This is a genomic window from Chitinophaga filiformis (assembly GCF_021646545.1).
In the GTDB taxonomy this organism is placed as follows: Bacteria; Bacteroidota; Bacteroidia; order Chitinophagales; family Chitinophagaceae; genus Chitinophaga; species Chitinophaga filiformis_A.
Map to the genome: position 1 here is coordinate 33,606 of NZ_JAKIRP010000018.1, position 25,923 is coordinate 59,528.

At 46.0% G+C, this 25,923-nt stretch carries 18 protein-coding genes; 3 read left to right on the top strand and 15 right to left on the bottom strand.

From position 1 onward, the window contains the following. Window positions 1–91: 91 nt before the first annotated feature. The 3 genes from L3C95_RS30085 to L3C95_RS30095 all read right to left on the bottom strand — a co-directional run bounded on the left by L3C95_RS30085 (window position 92) and on the right by L3C95_RS30095 (window position 3,097). The gene (locus tag L3C95_RS30085; RefSeq protein WP_236393979.1) at window positions 92–1,042 is read right to left on the bottom strand and encodes a hypothetical protein; all 951 of its coding nucleotides are present in this window, start codon (window positions 1,040–1,042) and stop codon (window positions 92–94) included. Between the two features lie 119 nt (window positions 1,043–1,161). Further along, a complete protein-coding gene (locus L3C95_RS30090) occupies window positions 1,162–2,106 on the bottom strand; it encodes a FimB/Mfa2 family fimbrial subunit (protein WP_236393980.1) in 945 nt (314 codons plus the stop codon). Between the two features lie 766 nt (window positions 2,107–2,872). After that, entirely contained in the window at window positions 2,873–3,097 is a 225-nt protein-coding gene (locus tag L3C95_RS30095) for a hypothetical protein (protein ID WP_236393981.1), read from the bottom strand. 217 nt (window positions 3,098–3,314) lie between these two features. Between L3C95_RS30095 and L3C95_RS30100 the strand changes: the two genes are divergently transcribed. After that, the gene (locus L3C95_RS30100) at window positions 3,315–5,657 is read left to right on the top strand and encodes a DUF1963 domain-containing protein (protein WP_236393982.1); all 2,343 of its coding nucleotides are present in this window, start codon (window positions 3,315–3,317) and stop codon (window positions 5,655–5,657) included. 43 nt (window positions 5,658–5,700) lie between these two features. Here the strand turns inward: L3C95_RS30100 and L3C95_RS30105 are convergent, their stop codons facing one another. The 7 genes from L3C95_RS30105 to L3C95_RS30135 form a co-directional block, all read right to left on the bottom strand. Further along, entirely contained in the window at window positions 5,701–6,672 is a 972-nt protein-coding gene (locus L3C95_RS30105; protein ID WP_236393983.1) for an ion channel, read from the bottom strand. Between the two features lie 170 nt (window positions 6,673–6,842). Beyond that, window positions 6,843–7,637: an MOSC domain-containing protein gene (locus tag L3C95_RS30110; protein ID WP_236393984.1), complete on the bottom strand. Its 795-nt coding sequence runs from the start codon at window positions 7,635–7,637 to the stop codon at window positions 6,843–6,845. Between the two features lie 143 nt (window positions 7,638–7,780). Next, window positions 7,781–11,869: a T9SS type A sorting domain-containing protein gene (locus L3C95_RS30115; protein ID WP_236393985.1), complete on the bottom strand. Its 4,089-nt coding sequence runs from the start codon at window positions 11,867–11,869 to the stop codon at window positions 7,781–7,783. A 133-nt stretch (window positions 11,870–12,002) separates the two neighbouring features. Further along, complete coding sequence (locus L3C95_RS30120) at window positions 12,003–13,043, bottom strand: adenylate/guanylate cyclase domain-containing protein (protein WP_236393986.1); 1,041 nt, start codon at window positions 13,041–13,043, stop codon at window positions 12,003–12,005. 242 nt (window positions 13,044–13,285) lie between these two features. Then, window positions 13,286–14,476 carry a PQQ-dependent sugar dehydrogenase gene (locus L3C95_RS30125; RefSeq protein ID WP_236393987.1) on the bottom strand — a complete coding sequence of 397 codons (1,191 nt, stop codon included), beginning with the start codon at window positions 14,474–14,476 and terminating at the stop codon, window positions 13,286–13,288. 250 nt (window positions 14,477–14,726) lie between these two features. Further along, window positions 14,727–15,638, bottom strand: a complete 912-nt coding sequence (locus L3C95_RS30130) for a hypothetical protein (RefSeq protein ID WP_236393988.1) — start codon at window positions 15,636–15,638, stop codon at window positions 14,727–14,729. Between the two features lie 37 nt (window positions 15,639–15,675). Next, window positions 15,676–16,041 carry a DUF2200 domain-containing protein gene (locus tag L3C95_RS30135; RefSeq protein WP_236393989.1) on the bottom strand — a complete coding sequence of 122 codons (366 nt, stop codon included), beginning with the start codon at window positions 16,039–16,041 and terminating at the stop codon, window positions 15,676–15,678. A 270-nt stretch (window positions 16,042–16,311) separates the two neighbouring features. Here L3C95_RS30135 and L3C95_RS30140 point away from each other — a divergent pair, with 270 nt between their 5' ends. Further along, window positions 16,312–16,833: a hypothetical protein gene (locus L3C95_RS30140; RefSeq protein ID WP_236393990.1), complete on the top strand. Its 522-nt coding sequence runs from the start codon at window positions 16,312–16,314 to the stop codon at window positions 16,831–16,833. 38 nt (window positions 16,834–16,871) lie between these two features. Here L3C95_RS30140 and L3C95_RS30145 read toward each other — a convergent pair whose 3' ends face one another. Next, window positions 16,872–17,822 carry a hypothetical protein gene (locus L3C95_RS30145; RefSeq protein ID WP_236393991.1) on the bottom strand — a complete coding sequence of 317 codons (951 nt, stop codon included), beginning with the start codon at window positions 17,820–17,822 and terminating at the stop codon, window positions 16,872–16,874. Between the two features lie 85 nt (window positions 17,823–17,907). After that, a complete protein-coding gene (locus L3C95_RS30150; protein WP_236393992.1) occupies window positions 17,908–18,513 on the bottom strand; it encodes a hypothetical protein in 606 nt (201 codons plus the stop codon). Window positions 18,514–18,960: 447 nt separating this feature from the next. Here L3C95_RS30150 and L3C95_RS30155 point away from each other — a divergent pair, with 447 nt between their 5' ends. After that, window positions 18,961–19,329, top strand: coding sequence for a hypothetical protein (locus L3C95_RS30155; RefSeq protein WP_236393993.1), 369 nt, complete (start codon window positions 18,961–18,963; stop codon window positions 19,327–19,329). Window positions 19,330–19,460: 131 nt separating this feature from the next. Here the strand turns inward: L3C95_RS30155 and L3C95_RS30160 are convergent, their stop codons facing one another. The 3 genes from L3C95_RS30160 to L3C95_RS30170 form a co-directional block, all read right to left on the bottom strand. Further along, window positions 19,461–20,426 (bottom strand): hypothetical protein, encoded by a 966-nt coding sequence (locus L3C95_RS30160; RefSeq protein WP_236393994.1) that lies wholly within the window; start codon window positions 20,424–20,426, stop codon window positions 19,461–19,463. 604 nt (window positions 20,427–21,030) lie between these two features. Then, the gene (locus L3C95_RS30165; RefSeq protein WP_236393995.1) at window positions 21,031–24,213 is read right to left on the bottom strand and encodes a reprolysin-like metallopeptidase; all 3,183 of its coding nucleotides are present in this window, start codon (window positions 24,211–24,213) and stop codon (window positions 21,031–21,033) included. Window positions 24,214–24,700: 487 nt separating this feature from the next. Then, a complete protein-coding gene (locus L3C95_RS30170; RefSeq protein ID WP_236393996.1) occupies window positions 24,701–25,774 on the bottom strand; it encodes a hypothetical protein in 1,074 nt (357 codons plus the stop codon). Window positions 25,775–25,923: the final 149 nt, after the last annotated feature.

Here is a 25,923-nt window from a genome sequence, read left to right on the forward strand (position 1 = left end):
TAAACAAAAGCGCCGGAGAGAACTCTCTCCGGCGTTTTGCATCGTGCCCGGCAGCTATGCCTGCCGGATGTTATGTGATAGTCAAACCTGATTAGAACGGAATATTAACATAGTCATACCATGTAGTATCCAGGGCGATAGAGAAACCGGTACCACCGCCTAACGGATTGTATACGTTACCGGTCATTACTGTTCTGTAGCCACGGGTAAAAGGCACAAAACGCATTTCCTTCAGTTTGCGCTCTCCGGTAGTTTTGTCAGGATATGCAATCGTAACAGTGATTTCGCTGAAAGGCGTCAGTACCTGAGAGCTGAAATTCGTACGACCATTCCGCTGCAGGACAATACCCGGTTCGGCAATGATCTCATCATAATTGCCGTATTGGATGTATTGACGGTACGCAGGTGATGTATATACCTGTATGGTGCTGTCGCCAGGGCCGCTAGCTTCAGGAGCATCGAGGATGTTCACTTCCAGTCTTCCCATAATACGCGTAGGCCAGAGCGGCACTGTCTGTGTAGCACCATAACCCGTTACAGTAAAAGTGTTGCTGCCCACAAATATATCGGGTGCTGAAACATTCAGGTTAGGAAGAGTAGCATCCGGCAGGCGTAATCTCATGCTGTAGTAAGAAGTGGTATCCAGCAGCTGTATCGGACCAGTGGACGCAATCAGGGCGATAATGTAGCGATTGGCCGGAAGATTTTCCTCAAGCGTACCGAAATCATCCGGATTATCTGTCGTATTCTGGAATATCACCTTCACGAACTGACCGTAGTCATTGTAAAGCAGGTAGTACAGGTGCGATACTTTTCCTGCCAGTACAGAGTCCCTTAGGTTACTTCCTGTGCCTGTCTTTCTACCGCCTGGTGTTGCCAACTGCTCCTGTTTCTGCAGGAAGCTGCTAACGCTGAAGCTCACAGGAAATGTTTCGGTGCTGGTCGCAGGGGGACTTGGATTTGGGTTTGTCGGCGCCGTATCTTTTTTACAGGCGAACAGGGAGATGGACAGTACGGCGACTGCCAATAGCAATTTTCTCATAGATGTGTGTTTTTGAGGTGAAAAATGGGATTATAGGTCATAAAAAATCTTCTCCGGATAAGCTGATAGTACTACATGATTGTACAGCATGTTGGGGCGCATTAACTCCTTCGCATATACTAGAACTCAACCTTGTTTTCGTTGTTATCCCAGGCATCAAGCAGGAAGAGCTTTATACCGGGATTTTCCGGTGCACTGCCACCATAGAGATAACCACTGAGGATCGTTCTGCGATTCTTGTAACAGGATACATTATGGATCACTTTTGTTTGCGGTTGTCCTGTAGTAGGGTCAACATAGTTGATAGTAACAGTGAAAGGTGTCACCGTATTCAGCACATAGGCTGAGAAAACATTGAGGTTGACCCTGTTTAATTTTGCATTAAAGATGTCAGCAGCGCCGACATAGGTTGTACCCGGATCAAGAAAGAACGTGAACGCTTCCGGCGTAATTTTAATCGCGACACTGGTGTCACCACTTCCTGGTTGTGGCATGTCGAGAATGTTCACCTGAAGATTACCAACTATCCGGTCCAACGTCATGTTGAGGATCATGGCATCATTTCCGTAATCATCAGGCACCCACACGTTGTTCTTTGAGTAGAAGATATCAGGCATGTTCTCAATTTCTCCCGACCCTGTCACCGGTAGCGCAAAAGAGCTGGCTGATAACTGGCTGTCGGCGTTAACATCGAGTGGCGACTGGGAAGCGAGCAAGACCATCTTATAATAACCGGGAGCAGCAGTATCATAGAAGCTGCCGAAGTTTTCCGTCACGTTCGCATCCTGATGCAGGAATTTAAGACGATTACCGGCATCGTCGTATAAGATGTAATACAAGTGTTGCACTTTTGCTGCCAATACAGAGTCGCGTAATGCGCCTGCGATGCCGACAGTTCTCGAGCCAGGAAGCGGCTCTACCTGCTGCAGAAAATCATTCGCCCGGATATTGAGCGCCACCCTTTTCTCATTATCGGTAGTGACGGGTTTTACTGGCGCAGTATCTTTCTTACAGGCAATAAGGGAGAGGGACAGTGCGCACACTGCCAGAAACAGCTTTCTCATTAGATTTATATTAAGTGTTAAAGGGCAATACGAGATAAGGACAGTGCGCACACTGGCACAAACAACTTTCTCATAGATTTATATTAAGTATTAAAGGGCAATACGAGATAAGGACAGTGCGCACACTGCCATAAACAGCTTTCTCATTGATTTTTTTTAAGTGTTAACCGGCAACAGATATACAGGCCACAACAAACTGATTGTTTATGACAGTGTATGGAGCATATATTTGAACCGTGTCAAAAAGACTGCTGAAAATCGCAATATGGAACACCCCTTTAGGAGCTGCTATTGCTGATAAATAAATTTTTCATTTGAAACGTGCTTCTTGAAATTATTAAATGGAATCTCGGGCCAAACAATCACAACTCAAGGTATAGGATTAATTCAAAAAATGTATTGGTTAACAGAAGCGAACTTAGCAAAGTTTTAACATAAAATGATCATTGTGGATAAAAATCTTTTCTTAAAATTTTCATAAAATTTCCCGGAGAGAAAGTTTCCCGGAAGCCCTCCGTTTCTCCGTTAAAGATAACGTCAACGAATTGATTTTATTTTTCGTTTAAACTGATTTTTGAAGATTTAATATTGGAGTGGCTGGTTCAATGAGGGCTATTACGCAGACGTTTATTTGGAGTAACGTCTGAATGAAAATCCAAATGGACAAACCCGGGAAAACTTTCGATCTGTCCATTTGGCTATCGGTAATAGTAAATTTTGAACCGGCTGGTGGCTTATCATAGTTTGCCTGAAACTATCGATCATGTCATAGAAAACGGAAAACCTGTTTCCTGTATTCCTCAAAATCATGTTCGTTTGAAATGGTCTGGAATTTCTCCCGCTTGCCGTTACTGTTTTCTCTCATCAGTATTACGTTCATACCACCAACGATGGTACGTTTTGCTTTGTCAAATATCAGTTCCAGTTCCTGGCGGTCCTCGGTCAACTGCAATTCTTCAATACGATTCACTACAATTACAAAATCTTCCATTTCTTTTATTTCAGGCAAATGTAAATAATATACCAGATTTCAGCGTTGACGCAAAATCGCCGAATCTGTTCGCTTTGTTGAATATCCGTATAAAAAATAGTATACTTGAGGCAATGTTCACTAATTGAACAAACCTATGCAGTCAGTCACAACAGCAACAAGCAGCGCTAGTTTTCCTTCAATATATGAGCACATACAGGTGGTTAAGGAAAGTATTATGGCCGAACACAGAAAGGATGATGAATGCCTGTCTTATGTATCCATCAGCCTGGAGGAACTCAGTTTTTATGATTTTTATGATGGAGAGGACCTACTGGCCCGCTTCCGGGAAAGCTGCCTCGATCTGCGCGGGGAGGTAGAAGTGATTGCAGATAAAACATTACTGGTAGCAGGAATCACGTCCAACATAAGAATTGCGCAATCGCCTGAAGGGTCTTTCTTTTATTTTGGTTTGGTGCCCGTCAGCAATGAATATGGCTACACCATTACCGGCGATTGTAAGATCGGGTCACGGGAGTTTTACGAACCCCTGTTTGACGAGATCTGGCAAAGCTTCCAATATTTTGGTAACCCAGCTGCAACTACAAATGAACAGCATGCAGTTCCGGATGCTGGTTTGTTAAAGTCTCAGGCAACAGGCAGAGAGGACACTGATCAGGACAACAAAAATGTTGTAACCTTCCCTGCTGATGGCAACGAAATGTGGCAACTCGGAAAATATACATTTACACTTACCGGAGAAAGGCAGTGTTACATCTCCGATGGAGGTGGAGAGCTTTATGTTAAAATTGAAGCACTGGCGCCCGACACCATAGACCCGGAAAACAATGACATCATCAATAGTTATAGTGACAGAAAGGTGTACCTGCAATTTTATTTCAAGGGTATCTATAACGCCGGTATTCCCACAGGGAGGTTTCTCTTTGGGCAGGACGAAAATAGCAGTCACCTGACCTATATGTGGAAGGGCGGGTTTCAATACTCACAGCAGCTTAGTGCAGAAGTAAAGCTGGAAAACGGCTGGCTGCTGATCGATGGAAAATTCAATCAGTATCCGGTAAAAGTGGCTGTCAGATTACCTGTGGAAAGTCTCGTCTGGGAGAACTATCGCTTCATGAGCACGGAAGAGGTGAGTACGGCAACGCCCGATATTGTGCGGCAGCTTTGGCTTACTGACCCTTATGTGGGTATACTGGAAGAAACCATTTACCCGTTAACGCAGTTGCGGACATTGTCGATCGACTTTCCAGATAGCAAACGCGCGGCTGATTTTACAGCAATTCCCAAAGCAGTGAAGCGTCTGAAGGAGTTGAAAGATCTCACCCTAAGGGGTGTTTCAGCATTGGATAGTCTGCCGCAATGGCTGGGCGATCTGAAGAAGCTTGAAACGATCCGCCTGTCTGATAGCAGGGTAGAGGGTATTCACCCTTTTATACTGCAACTGCCTGTATTGAAGAAACTTTATCTCAGCGATAATCAGCTGCAATCTATCCACCCGGCCCTGCCGGAAAACCTGGAAACCCTGGTGCTTTCAAACAACAGGCTTACTTCGGTGCCTCAATCGGTGACCCGGTTACAGTGCCTGAATATTGAGCGAAACCCGCTGGAACACCTGCCCGCCGGAGTGGAAAATATTCCCGGGCTGAGCCTGGAGCTGGAGAAGAAAATGACATTGCTGGACTATAGCTATAAGGGTGCAGATGGTCAGGGAACCATTCCGTACAACGACAGCCGCTTCTACGCGAAATCTGATCCGGACCTGCTACGGTTGCTGGAAGACCAGATCAGCGCAGCAGGATTAGACAGGTTCAGGGCAGGTTTGACTAACCGTACCCGCAAATCGGTAGCACTGGAAACAACAGAAGAAGATACATACCTTGAAAAAGGGAATCACCGTTTCGGCGGCTTGCCCGACCTGCCGCCGGGCGTAAGTTATCCTTCCTTCATTGACGCTTACGGCCAGGAAAGAGGGCTGCAGTTCATTGCGCAGATCAACTGTGAGGCCATTGCCCATCTGCAGGATTATCTTCCCCGAACAGGCATACTTTATTTTTTTATTGAGGACCAGGAAGACACGGTTCCGAAAGTGTTGTACTACGATGGTGCTGCCAGCAACCTGCAATCGGCAAAAGATCTGAAGATAGAACGGGATTTCATTTACGATGACCGCGGTATTTACAAGCCGTTCCGGGCCGTGTCAGGAAAATATCCCGGTATACCGTATATGTATAATGCCTATAGTCTTTGGCCTGAACTGACAGACATGGAAGAGATGTACGATGAAACAGAGCGACTGAAAAACGGCTTAAAAGCCGATTCTGTTGAGCCGGTGCATAGTATGAACTCCTATGTCTTCAAGCAGCACGATACGCCCGAAATGGATGCTGTAAATGTCAAAAAGGGCAAGCCTGAGGAATGGATGGTGCTGCTGAGGGCGGGATCGGATAATAAAACCGGTTTTCAGTTCTGGGATATGGGTGAAATTTATTTTGTGATCCACAAGAGTGACCTGCAGAAGAAGGATTTCTCGAATGTGTATTGCGGATTGGAGAGCAGTTGATCACGCCTGTATGACAAAACCGGGGCATCGGGCCACGGTTTTGTCACCCTAGGCGCTCGGCTTCTTTTTTTACATCCGCGGGAACCGTTACATTCAGCTTCTGCAGTTCCAATACCGTCGTGTTGCCTGTTTCCCGGTACATCGGTACAAAGCGGCGGTTGAACAGTATTTCCTCCCAGGTATAAGAGGTCCGCTTCAGCACAAAGTTGGAAAATACATCGTCAAATCCCCGTACCAGCACATATATTTCCACATCGGCAGCTTTTATGTCCTCTTCATTCAGGCCTAGCAGGGGGCTGTCGTCATCGATGGGATGCACGACTGTCCAGTTCATAGGCAGGTTCTGGATGCGGCTACGTTCCAGCGTCAGTTCGTAGAACCGGTATACCGCTTTGTCGTCCTCCTGCACCAGCAGGGCGATGTTGGCCTTCACTTCCACATCCGTAAGGGTGTGCATATCTTTAAAGGAAGCAAAACGGAACATCAGTCCCATTTTATCTTTGTAAGGCGCTATGACGGCATGATCACTGAACTTCAGAAAAGCTTTGGGCTTGGAAAAACGTCCGTAGATCAAACCTGTGAAAACTGCCAGGTACAGGAAGCCGTTCAGCGCTTCTATGGAAGCTACCAGGTTGGCGCCGTCTCCCACAGGATTCACGCGGCCGTAGCCGACAGTGGTAAAGGTCTCGGTACTGAAGAAATAGATCTCTTTGAAAACTTCCCATTTTGATGTGCCCAATATACCCTGAAACTCATGCGCGCCGAGAGCCAGATAGATAAGCGTATACACCAGGTTAATAGATACGAAAAAGAAGATGATGGCAAAGAAGAATTTCCAGGCTGGCAGGTTAAGCAGGGTATGATAAAGGCTTACACGTTCCCATACAGGCAAGCCTTCCTTGCGCAGGTTAAAGGTGCCGTCACGGTTTATAAAGCGGCCTACATAACTATTGGAACTGTTGCCAAAACCAGTGTCGTTATTGATCCTGGAAAACGGATTAATGCGTAAAGCCATATACGGAAAATCTTTATATGGCAAAACTAAGGCTTAGATTTGATTTTATCTATTTCAGGCGTTCATAACATTTCAGGATACCTGCTGCCTGACACGCTTCCGGTGGGGATGACCGCTTTGATGTTTTGCAAGTCTTCGTTTAAAAGATGCACCTTTTCGGCAACCAAAAACTACGGCAGGGTTATCGTATCGCCAACACGGATAGTGCCACTCCCATTAAACAACAGATTCTGGCCAAAGTATATTTTCTGATTTTTTGCACGGTAGGTGCTGAGCGTTTTAAGGGGCTCTTTTGCCTTTATACCGCTTTCCTGATCAATAGTAGTAATTACGCAGCGCGCACAGGGCTTAACACCGAAAAATTGTATGTCCCCAATACTGAACTGTTTCATGTCATCTTCCTGAAAGGGAAGCCCACCTGTAAACACTATATTCGGCCTGAAACGATTCATGGGCAGCGGCGAGGCCAGCCTGCTATTCAGGTCGTCAAGAGAAGCCTGACCAATGATCAGCAGGGGATAGCCGTCAGAAAAACTGGTGATTTCCTCATTGTGAGCATATGCTTTATCCACTGTTCTTTGCGTACTATCGGGCATATACACCAGTCGGCAGGGCATTGCCAGCTGGCGGGTAAACCAGGCATCCGCTTCATCACTTACCCGCAGTCCTGTGCAATTGTCGTCCCAGACAGTCACCAGCACCGTTTCTGATGTTGAAGGTTCGTAAGGGATCTTGATAAGATCCGCTGTCTTTTTATTGGTGATCAGCAGGTGCTCTTCCTCAAGCGTAACCTGTAAAAGTGCCATAGCAGGTACTTCCCGTTGGGAGAGAAAACGATTGTTTTCATCTATGAGCATCCATCTTCTGTCGTATTGAAAACCACGATCTGTAAGCGTAGCTGCGGGGAGAGAAAATCCTCCCAATGATTTAACAGGATAAATATATAAGTCGCTAACTCTAAGCATAGGCCTAAAGTTACATAAAAAACTACTGTATAGTGGTACAGTATATCCCCGGTAATATAAAGACGGGTATCTTTCTGCCGTGATACACCTCCTGTTATATTACCGGGTTACCTGGTTATAAGATCATGCGCCTCGTTGCATTGCTATCTTGAAATCATAAACCTCACATCCCTGCTTTCGCTTTGTGTGATGACCCTTAAAATAAAGATACCAGTGGACGTACCGTTGACTGTAAACGAATCGTGTACTTCCAGCGTCGGAGCGTACTGCCGCTTGTCAGCCACTACGCCGTTTAAGTCATACACATACACGATCATCTGTTGTTTCCTGTTGAGTTTAATATTGTAAGTAAAATGCCCGTCATTCGGATTCGGAGATAGCATAACGGTATCTATCACGTGTACGGGCTGCGTATAGGATGGGCCGGCCGACGGATCATAGGCGCCTATTTCCAGCGCTTTGCGCAGCGTATAGGAACATTGTCCAAAGGTGGCATTCATCTCTACCCAATACGTACCCGGATTATTAAACTTAATAAGCGGCACATCACCCTGCATGCTCAGGTAAACGGCATCCGGATGGAAGGTCCACTTAACATCGTCTGGTGCAGGCAGGCAGATCTCGCGAACGGCCAGGGTGTCGCGGGCATTCATACGACTGGACAACAGGAAATTTACCTCCGGCTGTGCATTGCTTTTTTCAATCGTTACCTGCTTCATCTGAGCGCATTGATGTGCGTCCTGTACGTCAATGCGGTAGCTGCCGGGAGCAAGACCGTTAAACGTACCTGCCGGCAACCAGCTGCTTTGGTCTAACGCATATTGATAAGGCGGAGTGCCACCGGTAACAGTAGCGCTGATGCTGCCATCGCTAAGACCGTCACAGATCGCAGGCGCGTCAATGCTGAGTATTAATTGCGCCGGTTGCGGTACGGTATAAGTAACAGATTGTTTACAGCCTTTACTGTCAGTGATTTCCAGCGGGTAATCTCCTGCAGGCAGTTCCCTGGCCTGGTTATCTGCCGTGATAGTTTGCCAGTGATAGCTATAATTGCCGGATCCACCGCTGGCATTCACGGTGATCGTACCATCAGACAATCCGAAGCAGCTAACAGGACTGATAGCTGCAGTTACCTGAATAGGCTCATATGCGGCAGTAAGGGTTGTACTGATGCTATTGACACAGCCTGCTGCATCCTGTACTGCTACGTCGTAATCGCCCGCAGCCAGGTTGGCAAAAGTAGCACTGCTTTGCCAGGGTCCTTTGTTCAGTGAATAGGTATATGGCTGACTACCACCAGTGGTTTCCAGCGTAATCTGCCCCACGGGGTCTGCGCTACAACCGTTGTGCGTTTTGCTGAGCACTTTCAGCGAGATGGTGCTGACAGGCGCCGTGAAATTCACCTGCTGACTATTGATGCAACCGCGGCCATCTTTTACGTGTATAGTGTGTGTGCCAGACGTGATGCCGGTGATGCGTGTTTCAGTACTATAGGCGCTATTATCTATTGCATACGCATAACCCTGATAGCCGGCGCCATTGCCACCTGTAGCTGTAATATCGATATAACCGTTATTACCACCTGCGCAGCCTACATTGTAACCGTTGTAATCTGACAGGCGATAAGTAAAGCTTAGCGGTTGATCCGGTAGTGTAACAGGGTAGCTTTTTTCCGCATCTACGAAGCAACCATGCGCGTCTTTTAGCCTGAGTTTGTAGGTGCCTGATTGCATAATAGCAGTGCCAGGGGTGAAAGGCTGATAACTGTTTCCATTGTCTGTGGACCATTCATACTGATAGCCAGGCGTACCACCCGTAGCAGTCATGTTGATATGCGCACCATCTGAGAGACAAACCGCATCCTGTGCCTGGATACTTGTGATTGTTAATCCGGCAAGTGCGGGTATGGTACTCTCGGTAGAAGTGACAGCACATCCGGTGGCTTTGTTGTCAGTAACGATCAGCCGGTAGCTACCAGCGTCAAGTGCCTCGATCTTCGTATCTGTGCTGTACCAGATGGTACCGTCTGTCCACGTGCCATTTTTCAGCTGTTGCCAGCGATAGTTATAGTTACCGGAACCACCGTTTACGTTAGCACTTATGAGGGCATCCGCTGCACCGTAACAGCTGATAGGTGTCGTTGAAAGCTGTACGTCCAACGCTGCCCGCTGGTAAATATCAGCGTCTGCAGTAACAGCATCGCTGCACGTATTATCCTGGTTAGTGACAGTAACCGTATAGGTGCCGGCGCTAAGGCCTGTAAACAGACCTGTGCTATTGGTGGTGCCGTTCACTGTGTATTGATATTGCCCTGTACCGCCGCTGGCTGTGAATTGCAGGCTGCCATCATTCCCTCCGAAACAACTGATGGAGTCGGAAGATGTAAGGCTTACCGCCAACGGCGACAGCGCTTGTAAGGTAAGGGTGCTGTCCCAGCCTGCACAAAGTGGTGCATCGCCGTTCACAATAGCCGCGCGATAGGTACCACCTGCCAGGTCCGTGAATGTGTAGGTGATGGTGTTATTCAGCACGCCGGAAGTCTTTACTACAACATCGTTCTGATACAATTTAAATTCATAGTTACCGGTCGTAGCCGCAGCAATAGAAATAGCACCATTGCCCGGTGACGTACAGGTTGGATCATTACTTGCCGCGTTGCCACTTACCTGGATGGGTTGTTGCAGTACAACGTTCAGGGGCGGAGTACTATTTGCGCAACTTGCGTTTCTTACTATTGCCTGATAGGTACCGGCTGGCAGATTCTCCCATAAGATACTTTGATTCACACCCGCCTGTTCCGGACGGATGATGGTACTGCCAGAGCGCAGCTCAAAGTAATAGGCGGCATTTGTATCTGCACCGCCGGCGGTAATGCCGATAACACCATCGCTGCCGCCATAACAGCTGATGTTTTTATGCTGGTTTGTGTTTTCTGTAGCCGTTAAAGGCGCGTATTCATCGATCGTTATGTAATAGGGCGTCATACAGCTGCCCGTTGTTTCGCCGGGATTGAACACCCAGAGTGTATAGGTACCTTTTGGAACGTTGTCAATATTAATGCCACCGGATACGGGAACAGCGCCATTGCTTTGCGCCAGCAGATCTCCGCAGTTGGAGCCCGGGTTGGAAAGATCGGGGTCACAGGGTGTTGAAACGATCCCTTTTCTCAGCGTCCAGCGTATAGTGCTGAAGCCTGTATGGATAGCGGAACCAGGTACGGATATTGTGCCTCCGCCTTCATTATAGCAGCCCGGCGTTTTTGCGATCTGGGCAGCATCTACTGTAGGAGGAGCCGGCGATATTTCAATAGGATCTGAAGGTTCAGACCAGCGCGAATAGAGAACGGTTGCGCCGTTATTATACACCGCCTTCTGTCTGTGACGGAACCACACGTTTCGTTTTGTGTCGGCTACTTCCGGGATCACATGAGCGGGCGTAATGGTGAAGCCGTACCCAAACGCCCCGATAGTTGAATCTATCGCTTTCCATCCCGTAGTAAGATCCGGCCCAACATTATATTCCAGCACGTAGGTGCCTTGATAATAGTCATTGTTTTCCGGGTTGGTCACATTATCTCCGATCGACACAAGATTCAGCTTGGCACTGGCGCACACAGATTTTTCCGCCGTATAATTTTTGAGTTTCCAGGGCGGGACCATCAGGTAATAGAACTGTATATTTATCGGTTCATCGGTACGCTGTCCGTTACTTGTATGGTAGTTGTCGAGCGGATAAAAGGGCACGCCTAATCCCATTGTCGGCGCTGCCAATGCCGCCTCATTGACGGGATAGATCTCGCGGATATACTCCAGGGCAACAGTCATGTAAATGTAAGAACTGTAGTCATACACCTCATAGATCATCCAGGGTGGATTGACAACGATGGTGTCCATATAGTACAAATATTCTGTAGGGGTCTGGTGAATAGGCGTCGCGACGAACTTAGGCCCGTTTAGCGTATACGGCCAGGTGGCGAAGGTATGGTCAAGGTAATTGTTATTCACCGGGTCAATTGCAATGTACATACGTGCCGGTTCGGTAGAGTGCCAGAACTGTGCTGATGCCGTGATGTTCATCAGCAAAAGAGGCAGTACGTATAAAAATCGTTTCCTGTTAATGATCGTTGACAGGTGCTTGCTGTACACAAGCTGCACAGCAGTCAATATTGCTGGCGGGATTACGCATAAAGCAGTTTTCAGCGCTGAGGTAACGCTTCCGTTATTTTTAGGCATAGGCAACGGGGGGATTGTCCCTTTTAGAGTATAAATATATGTTATATATGCATACAATTACGTTGATCGAAATGGCATTTTTGTGGTTCGCATATTGGCCACACCTGAACGCTATAATTAATAAAGGGACAGGTTAATTCGTCATGATCGATTTTAGTGCAATCAGCAGCATCTCTTTCTGCTTGCCTTTCAGTTTGATAGAGCCTAAGGTTTGCGCAGCAAAGTTGCCAGCCAGGCGCAACGATGCTGCCAGATCGCCGGATACGATGACCTCTTCATTGAATTCTTTACACATGTTCTGTATACGGGAAGTGGTATTCAATACATCGCCGGAGTAGGTGATATCTCTTTTGATAATGCCCACTTCTCCAGCCACCACTTTACCACAATGAATGCCGGCTTTAAATGTAGGTGCCAGTCCGTACAACCGGATATACTTGCTATTCAGCTGTAGCAGATGATATTTGATATCAAAGAAGCATTGCACGCATTTACTGTCCTGAATACCATCGTCATACTTCCAGGCTACGATCACTTCGTCGCCCACATACTGGTAGATCTCTCCCTTGTTATCAAGAATGGGATTGGTGATGTCGGTAAAGATATCTTTCAGGAACGCATGATATTTTTTGTCGCCCAGCATTTCTGCAATAGTAGTAGAAGAGTTGAGGTCCAGGAACATAAAGATCCTGCTTTCTTCCTTAGGAGTATTATACTTGCCCCGCAGGATGTTCCAGAAAACGCCCTGTCCGAATTTATTGTTAATCTGCAGGAATAACTGTGTAATAGCCACTATGACGCCCCAGATCATGCAGTTCTTCAATATACGGAGAGGGTCGGAAGGTATGCCGAAGAGCCGCAGCACGATATTGACGATCGCAATCACCACGAGGAACGACAATACAACTGTAGCGATGGTATAACCGTAGGATTTGTCGCGGAACTTCACATTTACATAAAAGACCAGCAGGCTGCCGCCTATTAAGGAACCTATCAGGGCCGCTCCCATATTAATGGCCACGGCTTCGGCAATACTATATTTAGGTAAAGGCATCACCGCATTGGTGGTAAACAGCGCCAGGCGGTCATATAAAGGAATGAAAATGCCTATTACCAGCCATATAGCCGTAATAATGCCTAGCTGCTTTAACTTGTACGACGTCCTCCTCTTCATGGTCTTAATGGGGCGATTTTGCCTGCTCAATATATTCCTTTTTCGGGTAAAATGGTACCGCCTGGTTTTCTTGCAGTTCAGTTGGTAATGGTGGTCAAAGGAGTCGGCGTTTGAAACACGCGGGCTGAGTCAATCAGGTAGTCGGGGCTAACAGTGACGCATTCCACTGAGGTTTGACGAAAAAAGGGCCGACCCACGGTCAGCCCTTTTTGAATACAGTCCTGATGTATTAAATATAGTAGTTAGTTTGGTACAACACGGTACACACTGTTACCTGTGTTGGACACCACATACACTTCTCCGCTTTCGGTTTCGCCGAAATCCACAATGCCGGTGGGGGAGAGCGTTTGTGTAGTGACAGTCCATCCGCCGGAGCCGTTTGGAACAATCTTATAAAATACACCGGAATAGAAATCAGCACTCAGATAACAGCCCTGCAGCGTAGGATAGGTAGCGCCTCTGTAAACTACGCCTCCCGTAATACTTGCGGCAGGGTTCTGTGTAGCATAAGCATGTGCCGGGAAGATATAGTTTGTTCCGTTGCATCCGGATGTGTTGTAAGCGGCGTTACCTTCATAACAGCGCCATCCGTAATTGGCTCCTGATGTGGCAGATGCTGCGCGGAAATTGATTTCTTCCCATGAATCCTGTCCTACATCACCTATCCACATATCCTGGGTAGCTCTGTCAAAGCTCCAGCGGTATGGGTTACGTAGTCCGTAAGCATATACTGCATTTGAAAATGGATTGCCTGGAGGAATGCTATAATACGGAGCAGTGGCAGATGTATTAACAGCGAGACGTAATATTTTACCCAGTAATACAGAAGTATTCTGCGCATTGTTGGAAACATCGCCACTACCGCCACCATCACCGGTAGATAAATACAGGTATCCGTCGGTGCCAAAGTGAAGTTCTCCTCCATTATGGTTCGAATAAGTAGGATGTGGAATCGTTAATACAATCACTTTTGATGCGGCGTTCCACGCATTCGGGCTGCCGCTGTTTACATGATACCTGGCAAGCTCAAGGTTGCCTGCTGTATTGGTATAATAAACGTAAACAAACCCATTCGTTTCATAATTGGGGTGAAAGGCCATACTGAGCAGACCTCTTTCACCATTGGTGCTTACGTTTGATACAGTGCCAAATACAGAAATAAAATTAAATGCAGAATCATACACTCTTATAGTACCGGCTTTCTGCGGAATAAAAATGCGTTTACTACCGTCGGCAGCGTTCACAAACTGCATAGGAGCACTTAAACCGGAAGTAATGACTGACCTCAATGCTATCTGAGGTGCGGCAGCTGCGGACACGTCCGTCGACTTCTTTATCAGATCATCTGCTTCTGTTTTACAGCCTAGTGCTAAAACGGTCATAATGGCCACTGACAAAAGCTGGCGGGGAAATACACTTGATAGATTTTTCATACTTTGAGGGTTAAGATTGAGCGTTAAAAAAGGGTCTCATCAGGACTGATTCATGATAGTTTCCGTACTTAAGTATTTGTGCTACTGTTCTAAAGATACCCAAATTATAAGGAGTTAATCGCCCTCTCTGTGTATTAAAATTTATTTCCCGCAGTCATTGATATCTTGTTGTGAATTTTTTAAGTGATGTGAACAGGAGCTGCCAGAATGGACAAGTTACGACACTGCGGTATCATTACCGGCTACAGCATTACATACCTTCGTACCAGTACATTTTGCCCTTTTCTTCCCTAATGCCAAGAAAGCCTCTTGCTGTCAGCCAGGCCTGGTAGAATTCCAGCTCTCCGGTGGTGGGATTTGCTGCATACCAGTAAGGGAAACGCAGGCTATTCCAGTCTGTTTTGGTGACGAGCATTTCATAATCGTCGGCGTTAACTGCTTTGTAACCATAGCCGCCGGATTTCAACAAGCGTAACTGCATGATATCGCGTATCGCATATCCCCAGATCTCATATGTTGTTTTGTTGACAGTGGCCCATTCCTGGTTGTATACGTTGGAAATATAGATGGAGTCTTTAGTGATCTTTTGAACGATCCCATATGTTGTTTGACGCTTATCTTTAAAGTCCATGTGGTAACAGACATTTTCCCTGATGCGGAAAGTATCTTTTGAGGAGTTGCCTTTAGCCACCCAGCTGATCATCAGTTCATCGCGGTTTGCATAGATGTTTTTCAGCGAATCATTTTTTAATCTGACCAGATGCCTGCTGTTATCAATATCGACATAGCTCATCACAGATTCCGTGGTTCTACGTTCTATGTAAAAAGACTGAATGTCGTCTATATTAACGGTGTAGACCTTGTTACTCCACCACCAGACATTAAATACTGTTGCGGCTAATGTTCCGTTTTTTAGTGTGACGGTATGAAGCTCCACATCTCTCTTTGTGTTGTCCTTCAGTTTTATGCCCAGAACGGAACTCTTATTGTAAAACAGCCACACCTTGCTGCCGTCTGCCTTATAGCAGTATACACGTCCCGGGGGAAGACTGCCGGTACTTAATTGTTGCAGGAATTCATCTTTTGGGATGGTATATTTTTTTATACCAAAACAGGAGAGGGAGAGTAGTAAGAATACAGTAAAAAGTGCTTTTTGTTTCATAAGCTTTTTGGATTTCTAATGTAAGGACGGGGCGACGCTACGACCCCCGTAAAATCTTGTCCATTTTCCTGCCTTTCGCCAGCTCATCCACTAATTTATCCAAATATCGGGTTTTTTGTGTCAAAGGGTTCTGAATGTCTTCTACGCGATACCCACAGATTACTCCGGTAATGAGGTGCGCGTTAGGGTTTAGTGAAGCCTCGTGGAAGAACGTTTCAAACGTTACTTTTTCTTTAATCAGTTCCTGCAGCTTCTTGCTATCGAAGCCTGTCAGCCATTCTATCACCTGATGTAGTTCTTCTTTTGTTCTGCCTTTCTTCTCCACTTTTTCAACGTACATTGGATAGACCGAGGCAAAGATCATTTTTGCGATGCGCTGATCCTGTTTGTTGGAAGTGTCCATATCTCGTATTTTAGGGCTTGATTAATTTATTGGTCCTTTTATTCTTTTGTTGTTCCCGGGCATTGTCCTGAAGCCAGCCTCATATACAATGATCCTTTAATTTTATCTGTCTGTCTGCCGCCTGGAGATGGTCGAAATTTGCTATGCGGCTGTACTCGGACATCAAATGATGGCCGGATGTAGTCATATGAAGCGGCTTTGGCATATCTCTTAATGAAATATTATGATTTTATTAGCAATATTAACAAAAAGGATGGTTATCTTCATAGTATGATACGTGCAATCCTTTTTACCGCAATTTTAATGTCGGCGATGGCTGCAAAGGCACAGCTCCCTTTATTTTCCGGGGCGCAGGATCACACACAACCAGCCTTCAGGAATAATAGTCAGGAGACTGATACCAACTATCTCCGGAAGAAATGGTTTGTCACAAAATATGCCGGCATCTCAACTGGCTTCGTAGCATTTAAGGGCGGGAGCAGTAACTTCCTGTCGGTTCCGTTAGCATTACAGCTCACCCGGCAATTAAACAATAATATGTATGCTTTCGGCAATGTTTCGGCGACACCGTATATTTTCCGGTATAATAGCATGTTTTACCAGCCTGGCGTTGGCAAGAACAGCAGTTTTATGCACAGTAACAACTATGGTATTTCTCCTGCTGCCCAAATAGGCGTAATGTATATTAACAATGAAAGAACGTTTTCTATCTCCGGTAGCATCAGCGTGAGCAGCAGTAGCTACAACGGTTATTCACCCATTTATGCTCCAATCAGTTCCCATGTGCGCTAAAAGCCCTGGACATTAAACGGTGACGAGAGCATACCCGGTTATATTTTATTCCTTTCTTCAGAAGATTGCTTAACTTCTACGTTTCTGAATTCGTACAATTTATGGGGATCATCAGCCCGGCCCTTTACACAGGTGAGCCACTCCTGTCGGGCTACAAGCGCTGAGCATGGGCCGTAAGTGAAAATACTGATAGGCCTCTTTTCTGATTCCTGTTTTAGCATACATAAAACGTCCTGCATCATGTTCCCTAAAAAAGGGGTATACATGAAAAATATGGTCCCGGAGGAAAAGTCGGCCTTTCGAGCGTCTGTATTTACAAAGGCTACATTAGTTAAATTGAGTGCTGCACCACAAGCAGTGGCATAATCAGCGTAAGCCGGTTCCCATTCAATACCCACAGAAACAGCTCCACTAATTAAGTTTACAAGCATATTTACCTGCCCCAGGCCCGAGCCTACATCAACAAATACATCTGTCGGTTTGATGGATGCAGATAGCGCAAATATCATTCTGGCAGGTGTTTTCTGGTAGAATACCATTTCTGGTTCCGGCTCCATAAGGGCCTCAGGCATGTTTCCTGTTAACAACAGTCCGTTGAGAAAGATGTCAAGGTTGTCATAACCAATCTCATTGATCTTCTCATCAGCAACAACATCGTACCCTAAGTATTCGGTCACCATTTCCGTGAAAGAGCTACCTGTATAAATCCCTGCCCTGATTTTTTCCCTTAACTCATTAAATAAATAGCCATCAATTTCTTCAAGTCTGCACTTCAGAGTTTCCGCATGATGGTTCAACTCCTGCAAGTCTTTAGTCTCACCAGTTTGAAGCAGCAATTCTTCGATGCGGCCAATGATATGGAAGTCAATAAAGTCCAGTGTATCTGCCCGGAGGTTGAAATTGTTGTCTTCGTACAGTTCGATATTCTCTTCAATTGTACGGATGCCGGATTGTATCTCTGGTATTGTTGTTAGTGGCTTAATAAGCATTAATAGTAAAAGTGTATGCTAAAGATAAACATCCTTTTTCTGAAAGAGGGCTAGCCGGTTGCTCAAACCGGTCATCATTGGCAGTCTATTGCTTTGACGCATTAGAAATACCCTCTCCTAAAATATCAAGTATTTCACCTAAGTGATCGGGCTCTTTCTGTTTAACTGGTTGGTGGTAAGCGCGTCTTTTGGGTGGTTGGCCGTCGGTAATGTAATACTCCCAGGTTCCGCCCAACATCAGTTTCGGCCTTCTTTCGAAGTGCTTTCCAAACCGTACGAGTTTTATAGTATCAACATCATCAATAATGAAGATCTGCTTGTAGGTGGGTGTATATGCGAGGAAGCGGCTTTCAACTATTGCCCGTTGATTGGCTTTAAGAACGAATGAATAGGTTCTTGCAACTGTATCCCGGGAAATGAAGGGAATGAATTTCCTGCCCTGGTAAATGTCTTCCAATTCGAGGTCATAGGTTTCTATAGAATCGCGTTTACCTGTCTGGCCCCGTCCTATGGCTTCACCCGGGAACATGAATTTTGGCGGATAAATGACTTTAATTCTTCTGTCAGTAGCGGTCTCATTCGAAATGGCCACCAGGGCGGAGGACTCGCATGATATTAAACAAACGGTGGATAGGAGTATCAGTGATATAAGGTATTTAATCGTCATGGCGCCCAATAGATATTTTGTCATCTACTATAAATATACATGACTTCTCCTGTTATTGATGTATGTACTCAAAGTAATGATGAGTAATTTGCTTACCCTGCTTTACACGCTACATTCTTCGCATAATTCCATCACTTTTTCTCAAAGATTCTTTCCGGGATATTTTTAATTCCACATTTGCATTGTCATCACGGCAGGATTATAAAATGCAAAAATGGAACAGATAATGGATGAGTAAACAGGAAATGAATAGGTGTCTTCAGTTATCTGAAGGACAGGGATTTAACTTTACACGACAGTGAAATAGTTGTAGGTTTAAGCTCGTGGTCCGGCATTCCTGCCGGACCTTTATGTTGTGTGTATGTCTGGTTGTAACGTATCTGTCGGGTAGAAATGAGCCAAAAATGAGTATCATCTGTTATAATTTGTCTAGCTTTGCGCCGTCTCTTGAAACACTGTCATCGTTTAGCCATGGATTTACAAACCGCAAAATATATCATCGATCACTATCTGCAACTTCTTCCGTTCGAAGAGAAAGGCGTAATTCAGATGACGCTTGCTAAATATCTGAGGCTGTCTTTAGAGCCGGGGACCGCTGTAAGTATCGAACCCGATCCTATTGCAACGAAATATTATCGTAAAAACGGGTGGCTTTCAGACAACGAGGATGCATCAGTTATGCTGAAAATGGGGCGCGACCAGTTTTACATACTGGTTGCCAGTAAGATAAAAGAACGATATGATTCTAAAATTTTTATGAATAACTGTCCTAAATGTGGTAAACTTTGCAGAACAACCATGGCAAAGCAATGCCGTTATTGTAGACATGACTGGCATTGATGCCATAAAAGCCTCTCTACCTCGTTTTAAGGCGGCGAGCCTAATTGTTATCCGCATTTGTCTACAAACTACAAAAGACAGCAAGACTACCCTTATAGAAAGGTATTAACAATAAACAACGCTGCAGCTAGTCACACCAGGAACTGGTCATAGTCATAGTGATGAAACGCCCTTAGTGAGGCGGTTTCTTCCGGTATATTCATTCCTTTCCCCTGAACGATCTGTTCTTCGATTTTCTCTCTCCATGTGGTTGTGGGCGTCCTTTTCCGCTCACTCACAGCTCGCAGTATATCCACCGCGGAGCGGCTTTTCTTCGCAATCCGGGATGTTTTGGCTGGTCGCTGCGGATCTTTTGCTTTTTCTTCCAATGGTAAAACCGGCTCCAGTACTGCTGTTATAAATGCCTGCTCGCTGCTGGCTTTATGGGAGGTATGAATCCCTGTATTGGTATGCAGAAAACGGATCTGCAAAAGAACGATCGTAGCAGTGGCCCTCGCGGGTGCAACCGGCAACAGCAGGGAGTGTTGTTTTTCCCCCAGCCGGACGCAAATGGCGGCCGTTGTGGTCCCAAGACAGGTATGCTGCTCAAGGTCCATGTCCAATGCCACCGCCTGGAGCTGTATATAACGGGCATCTTTAGGCGGTTTCAACCAGTTTTGCCAGTTGGCAGGCAGCCTCACCACCACAGCGCCATTCTCCTGGCGGATGGTATCTATCCCACCAATGGTCATGACGGCCTTTTTATTATACCGGAAATCTTTCAGGTGCTGGTGCAGGGCTGCGGCACTGAATACACGTTTACCCCGGGGATGCAGGGTATCTTCTCTCAGCGCCGCATAAACGGCCTTATTTAGCCTGAATACGGTCGTTTCGTCCTGTGCGGGCGTCCATATACCGTTCAGGGCAGAACGGATCGATTTTGCAGCTTTACTGGCCTTGGCGAACTCACGGCTGCTTTGTTTGCTGGCGGCGGACATACTATCCGGGCCATATTCGGGCATTTTGCGGCAGAATTGCCTGCCATTCCGCTCGTAATAGATAAGGTCTCCGACATGACCGGAAAGACCCTGGGTAAGGATGTTGAAGTTTTGGGCCATAACACTCAATAGATTATGGCTCAATTTACGTAAAAATTGGTATTAACAAGCTGATAGTTAGGGTCTTTGTTCGCTTATGCCTTTGTTCTTCACCGCCATTATAAGGTGATTAAAGGTGCTTTTATATATCTCCTTAAAGACCCTATAATGTACTTATAATCAGCCTATAGTGAACTGGAAGAACAGGGATTGAACTGAACATGAGTTGGACTTGAGTTGGACTTAATCGGAGGAATTGTTGGGAGAAATGGTCGGTTCGCGGGCTAAAAAAAGGCGAAGCCGGAGGAAAAAGTGAAGAGGGGGATGTTTTTTCAACTATTCAACGCCGTGATGTATCTATTTCTATAAAAACGAATTGAACTGTGAAGGTCGGCGAAGGCGCGGAAGCTTATCGAAAATTCCTGGTTCCCAGGTGCCCGTATCGACCCGGACCTGGTTCGATCAGAACAGCCCTGTGGTCAATTCCGAAAGCTTGTGCTGCAGCATAAAAGTTCAGCAATCGGTATGCCAGTTGTCCGGGATATAATGCCTGTTAATTCATCTTAATAAGAAAGCCAGTGCCTGGAAGGGCACTGGCTTTTCTGTATCATATTCTATATTGTCTTTATTGTTTAATGATCTTCGTCATGCTCACTTCTTTCGCGCCATTCCTGATCCTTACCATATAAACACCTGCAGGCAATGCAGAAATGTCCAGCTGCGTTTTAACTGTGCTCATTTCACGGCGCAGCACTACGCGGCCATTGACATCAAAGATGCTCACCTCTGATTTTCCTTTGAAATCTGCAAGGTTAATGTTCAATACATTATCCGCAGGGTTCGGGAATACAACCACTTTTGGTACATCGCTGGTGATAACATCGTTTTGGCGACTGGCGGTACCTAACTGTACACGTAACGTATAACAAGAGGTAGCACTGTTAGCGCCATTGTAACCATATACCTGGGCATAATAGGTACCCGGATTAAGGGTTCTGCTGATGCTTTCACTAGTGGTGCCACCTGCCTGTGAAATATTGAGCTGTGAACCTGAGCTGTTCAGCAGTTTCAGATCATAGTCGCCCGGCAGCGTGCCCAATGTAATAGTGATCGTACCACGGTTGCTGATCACAAACTTGTAATGGTCGATATCTCCACTTGGGCTGATAAGACCAGTGACATCGGTATTGAAAGGAATGGTAGCAGCACCGGCAGTTGTTCCATTGGTTGAATTATCCAACGTATTGGCACAACCTGATACCGTTAAGGTCGTGAACTGTGCGGTAGTATATGTGCTGTTGGCGCCGGAACAATTTGTCCTTACTCTCCAGTCATATAATGTTGCAGATGTTAATCCGCTCAGGCTAACTGAGGTGGAGGTAGTTGCGGTTGCTGCACTGATCCATGTACTGGATGAAGCAGGTTTATAGTCTACATCATAACTTAATGCACCGCTTACGGCTGACCAGCCAACGGTAGCTCCGGTACTTGTTACAGCGGAACTGGTTAAACCAGCAGGAGCAGTACAAGTGCCTCCGGTGGTGGTGAATTGTGCGGCTGAGTAAGCGCTGCTGCCGCTGCTGCAATTGGTTCTTATCCTGTAGTCATAAGTAGTGCCTAATGTAAGACCTGTTAAGCCCACAGAAGTAGCTGTTGTTGCGGTTGCAGCATTGATCCAGGTAGCAGAGGAGCTGGCTTTATAATCCACATCATATGATACAGCACCGCTTACGGCTGTCCAGTCTACCGTAGCTGATGTATTGGTAATAGCGGATGCAGTTAATCCTGCCGGAGAAGCACAGGATGATCCGGATGTGATGGTGAAGTTGGCGTTGGAAATATCAAAGAAAATATTTCCTACAGCTTCGATTTTTATTCTTGCTGTAGTAGAAGGCGTGTTTGGGATAGTCACCACCTCACTGCCGTCGTTAGGAGTACTTGCCACTAATGTGCTGAACGTAGTACCTCCATCTGTAGAGATGGATATTTTTACGTTGGCACAACTAACAGGGGATGCTGTAGTATTGGCAACGTTCCAGGTGATGGTCTGTGATGAGTTGCCTGCCCATGATACAGCGGTATTGGGAGCAGTCACGGAAAACGGACCTGAGGAATTGGTAACGGTTACCGTCATATCCGCAAAATTGGTCTGTCCGATGGTTACCGGCGCCGTAGAGCTATAAGGTGCATTGTCCCTTACCGTTAAGCGGAAGCGCAAAGTTCTTGAAACGGAACTCAGTGCTTCGGTATTAGCGCCTGCATCGCCACCTGACAGAGGGCCAGACACCAGACCGCCTGCAAGAATGGTCGCCAGTTTAGGGAAATACCTGGTTGGCGACGTGCTGGGGGTAAATGATATCCAGTTAGGGCCTGATGCTTTGGTAGCACTGGCCACGCTATTAGAGCCCGTCTGTGAGGATGAAGCATTATCATTCTGCTCCCAGCAATAAGTCAGCACATCACTGGCATTGGCATCAGTAGCTGAACCTGTGAGTGCAAACGGAGTGCTGATAGGAATGGTAAAGTTACCGCCGGCATTGACAACAGGGGTTGCGTTATTGGCAGATATGCTGGTAGTTACCGGACAAGTCTTGCCTGTAAGGTTAGACTGGATCTGTGCAATGGACGCAGCATGGAAAATATCAATAGAGTGTGGTGCAAGGTCCTGGCTGGTAATACCGGCATAGCCCATAATGGTGATACCTGAACCAGGTTCCACATTGACGCCGGTGCCTTCATTGCTCATGGAGAATGTATGGTTGGCACCTAACTGGTGGCCTACTTCATGCACAACATAATCGATATCGAAATTATCGCCCTGAGGAATGTTATCGGCAGGGGAGGTGAAACCACTTCCTTTTGAGTTATCGACACAGATACAACCGATACAACCAGCGTTGCCGCCGCCGCCGGATGCGCCGAACAGGTGACCAATATCATAATTCGCTGCACCAATTACGGAGTTCAAGGTGTTTTGCAGCTCGCTGTTCCATGCGCCGCCTGCACCTGAGCTGGCGTTCGAATATGGATCTGTTGAAGCGTTATAATAAAATACATTGGTGCTTGCTGCGATCAGGTTCAGATGAATAGCAAGGTCTTTTTCATAAACGCCATTACAACGGGTAAGTGTGGCATTGACAGCCGCCAGTACCAATGAAACCTGTGAAGAGCTGGTGGCGCCGAAATAATTGGAGTATTCCGCAGTCACTGATTGTGCCAGTCGCAGTGTTTTTGCATCGCCGGTTGACCTGGCGTTGGGCAACTGGTTGCCGATATTAGCTGCCAGTTTTTGTTCGGGAGTAGAACATTTCCATGGCAAGGTCCTCGGCTGTTTTTTAAATACGGTGTACACCGTGTGGTCCGCAGAATAAGGTTCAATAAATTCATTTTCCTTTCCGATACGAAAGACCATTGTTTGTATTCCCTGCGGAGAAATACTCAACTTTAATGTGGCCGATTTGTCGGTGATGCCTTTTCCTGAAAATGCCCTTATTTCCGGGAATTTTGCCTGTAATGCAGGCTCGAAGTTAGAGGCTTCTACAATTTCGAACTGTTCGATTTGCCCGTCTGCGTTAGGCAACGAAATGATTGTTGAATGTGATGCCGCATTACTTACGGTTTTGAATACTTCATTCCTCAGGGGAGTGAAGTTCAGGTCAAACAATTTGTACTCAGTCGGAAATGCAAGTCGGGCTACGGCTTTGTCGGTGGTAATCCTGGCGGCATCTGTGTGTGGCCTCCAGTAGTCCTGTGCAAACGACATTGTGCTGCATAACAATGCCGTTGCAAGAAGTAAAACTTTGCTCATGTAATTAGGGTTTAAAGGTGAGATATTGTTGTCTCGATAAATGTAATTTAACTTACTGCGGTTGTAATTATAGTGCTCAACAGTATCTAAAGGCCATGGCTATAGAAAAATATTTAACCTAAACAGCTATACGGATGAAGATGTGCTCATAGTTTTAGTGATTTCATATATGGGTTAGCGATTGGCGGTATATGTTTGTGTATGTTAATTTAGCGAAAAAAAATGATATTAGAAAACAGATTTCAGACATTGGTAAAAAGCGACGGCTAAGTAGGGGAATTGTTCCTCCTTCCAATGGGCGGATGTCAACCGACTGAAATTAATTCATCTCCTTAAGATGTTCACTTTCATAGCTTATTGTGATATTGTTACCAGCCATATGAGGTAAAGCGCTATTTCTTTCAGCAGGAAGGACAATGTAACAGCTGGGAAATAACAAACCAGCCGTATTTAACGTTGGCGTTGGTTCCTTTAACATCATCGTCTTTTATTGAGAGGGAAACATTTTACTGACGATCTTTATTGCCTTCTTGTCGCCCATCATAATAGTTGCTTTTCCGGCCATCTCTTTTAATGTCGAACGTAGCTGTGCCGGCGGTAGCAACGGGAGTTCCCGCATGCCGCGGGAAAACGCTTCAGCGGCGATTGGATGTTCAGGGGAATTAAGGGCACAGACTATTTCAAATAATCGTGCTACGACGTCGCCCGATAACCAGTGGTTAGGATCTGCCATTGCGAGACTTGATTGCATACGGTCCCACGCCATTAAAGTATTGCCGGTTTTCAGATAAAGTGCACAGAGATTATTCAATATATTTTCTTTCATGAAGTCTCTTGATTCAAGTGTCAATGCCAGTTCATTCGCTGCAATCCGGCCTTCGGTATTACCTAATAGTTGTTCATAGTAATCTAATGCTGTTGCTTCAGCGGCCGTCCATTCCTGTTTTTCTGTCTTCCATTGCGCAACTTTCTCCCTTATTATGTCCTTCTCATCCAGTTCGATGGCCAATTCAATTTGATCTTCTGTGTCATCAAGGCTGGCTTCCAGTTGGAACTGCAGACGCTGTTCAAAATCATCCAGGATTTCGGTGCTTATATTACAGCGATCCCGGGAGGGGCCTGCAATTGCATAAAATGCATCCTTCCACTCCGATTGTGAACTATCTACGAAGTCATAGCTCTCGTCGATGCCGGCGGATACAAGGAACTCATAGTCAAATCCGCATGATGTATCAAAGTTCGCCTGTTTCGCGCGCGTAAAAAGCCAGACATTCTCCGGGTTTTTAAACCGTGCCAGCAGTGTTGCGTTGCGGGTCATCGCGTCGCCTATGCCCTGGAAGGCGTCATTTTCAGCGCGGAGGATCTCCTGCAGAAAGAGCTCACGTAACAGTGGCTCGTCTGTTGGAAGGGGATCATACAGCAGTGCGATTATCAGATAAGATCTCTTTCGCTGATTATTATCGCAAATGTCTTCGTCTTCTGACTGTTGAAAATGAAAATCGCTGACGGGTATTTTACTGGATCTTACATCACTGAGGACTTGTAGGTGCTTTTCGAGCATTAAAAATTCGGGTGTAAAGGGTGCTTAAGGTTGTTTATCGCGGTGTAATTTAATAATTCTTATTGGAATTGATAAATATGGGTCCTCTGCCATCGGCAAGTTGGTCTACTGCGAAACTTCTGCAGCAGCTTACAGTATATTCGGTGAAA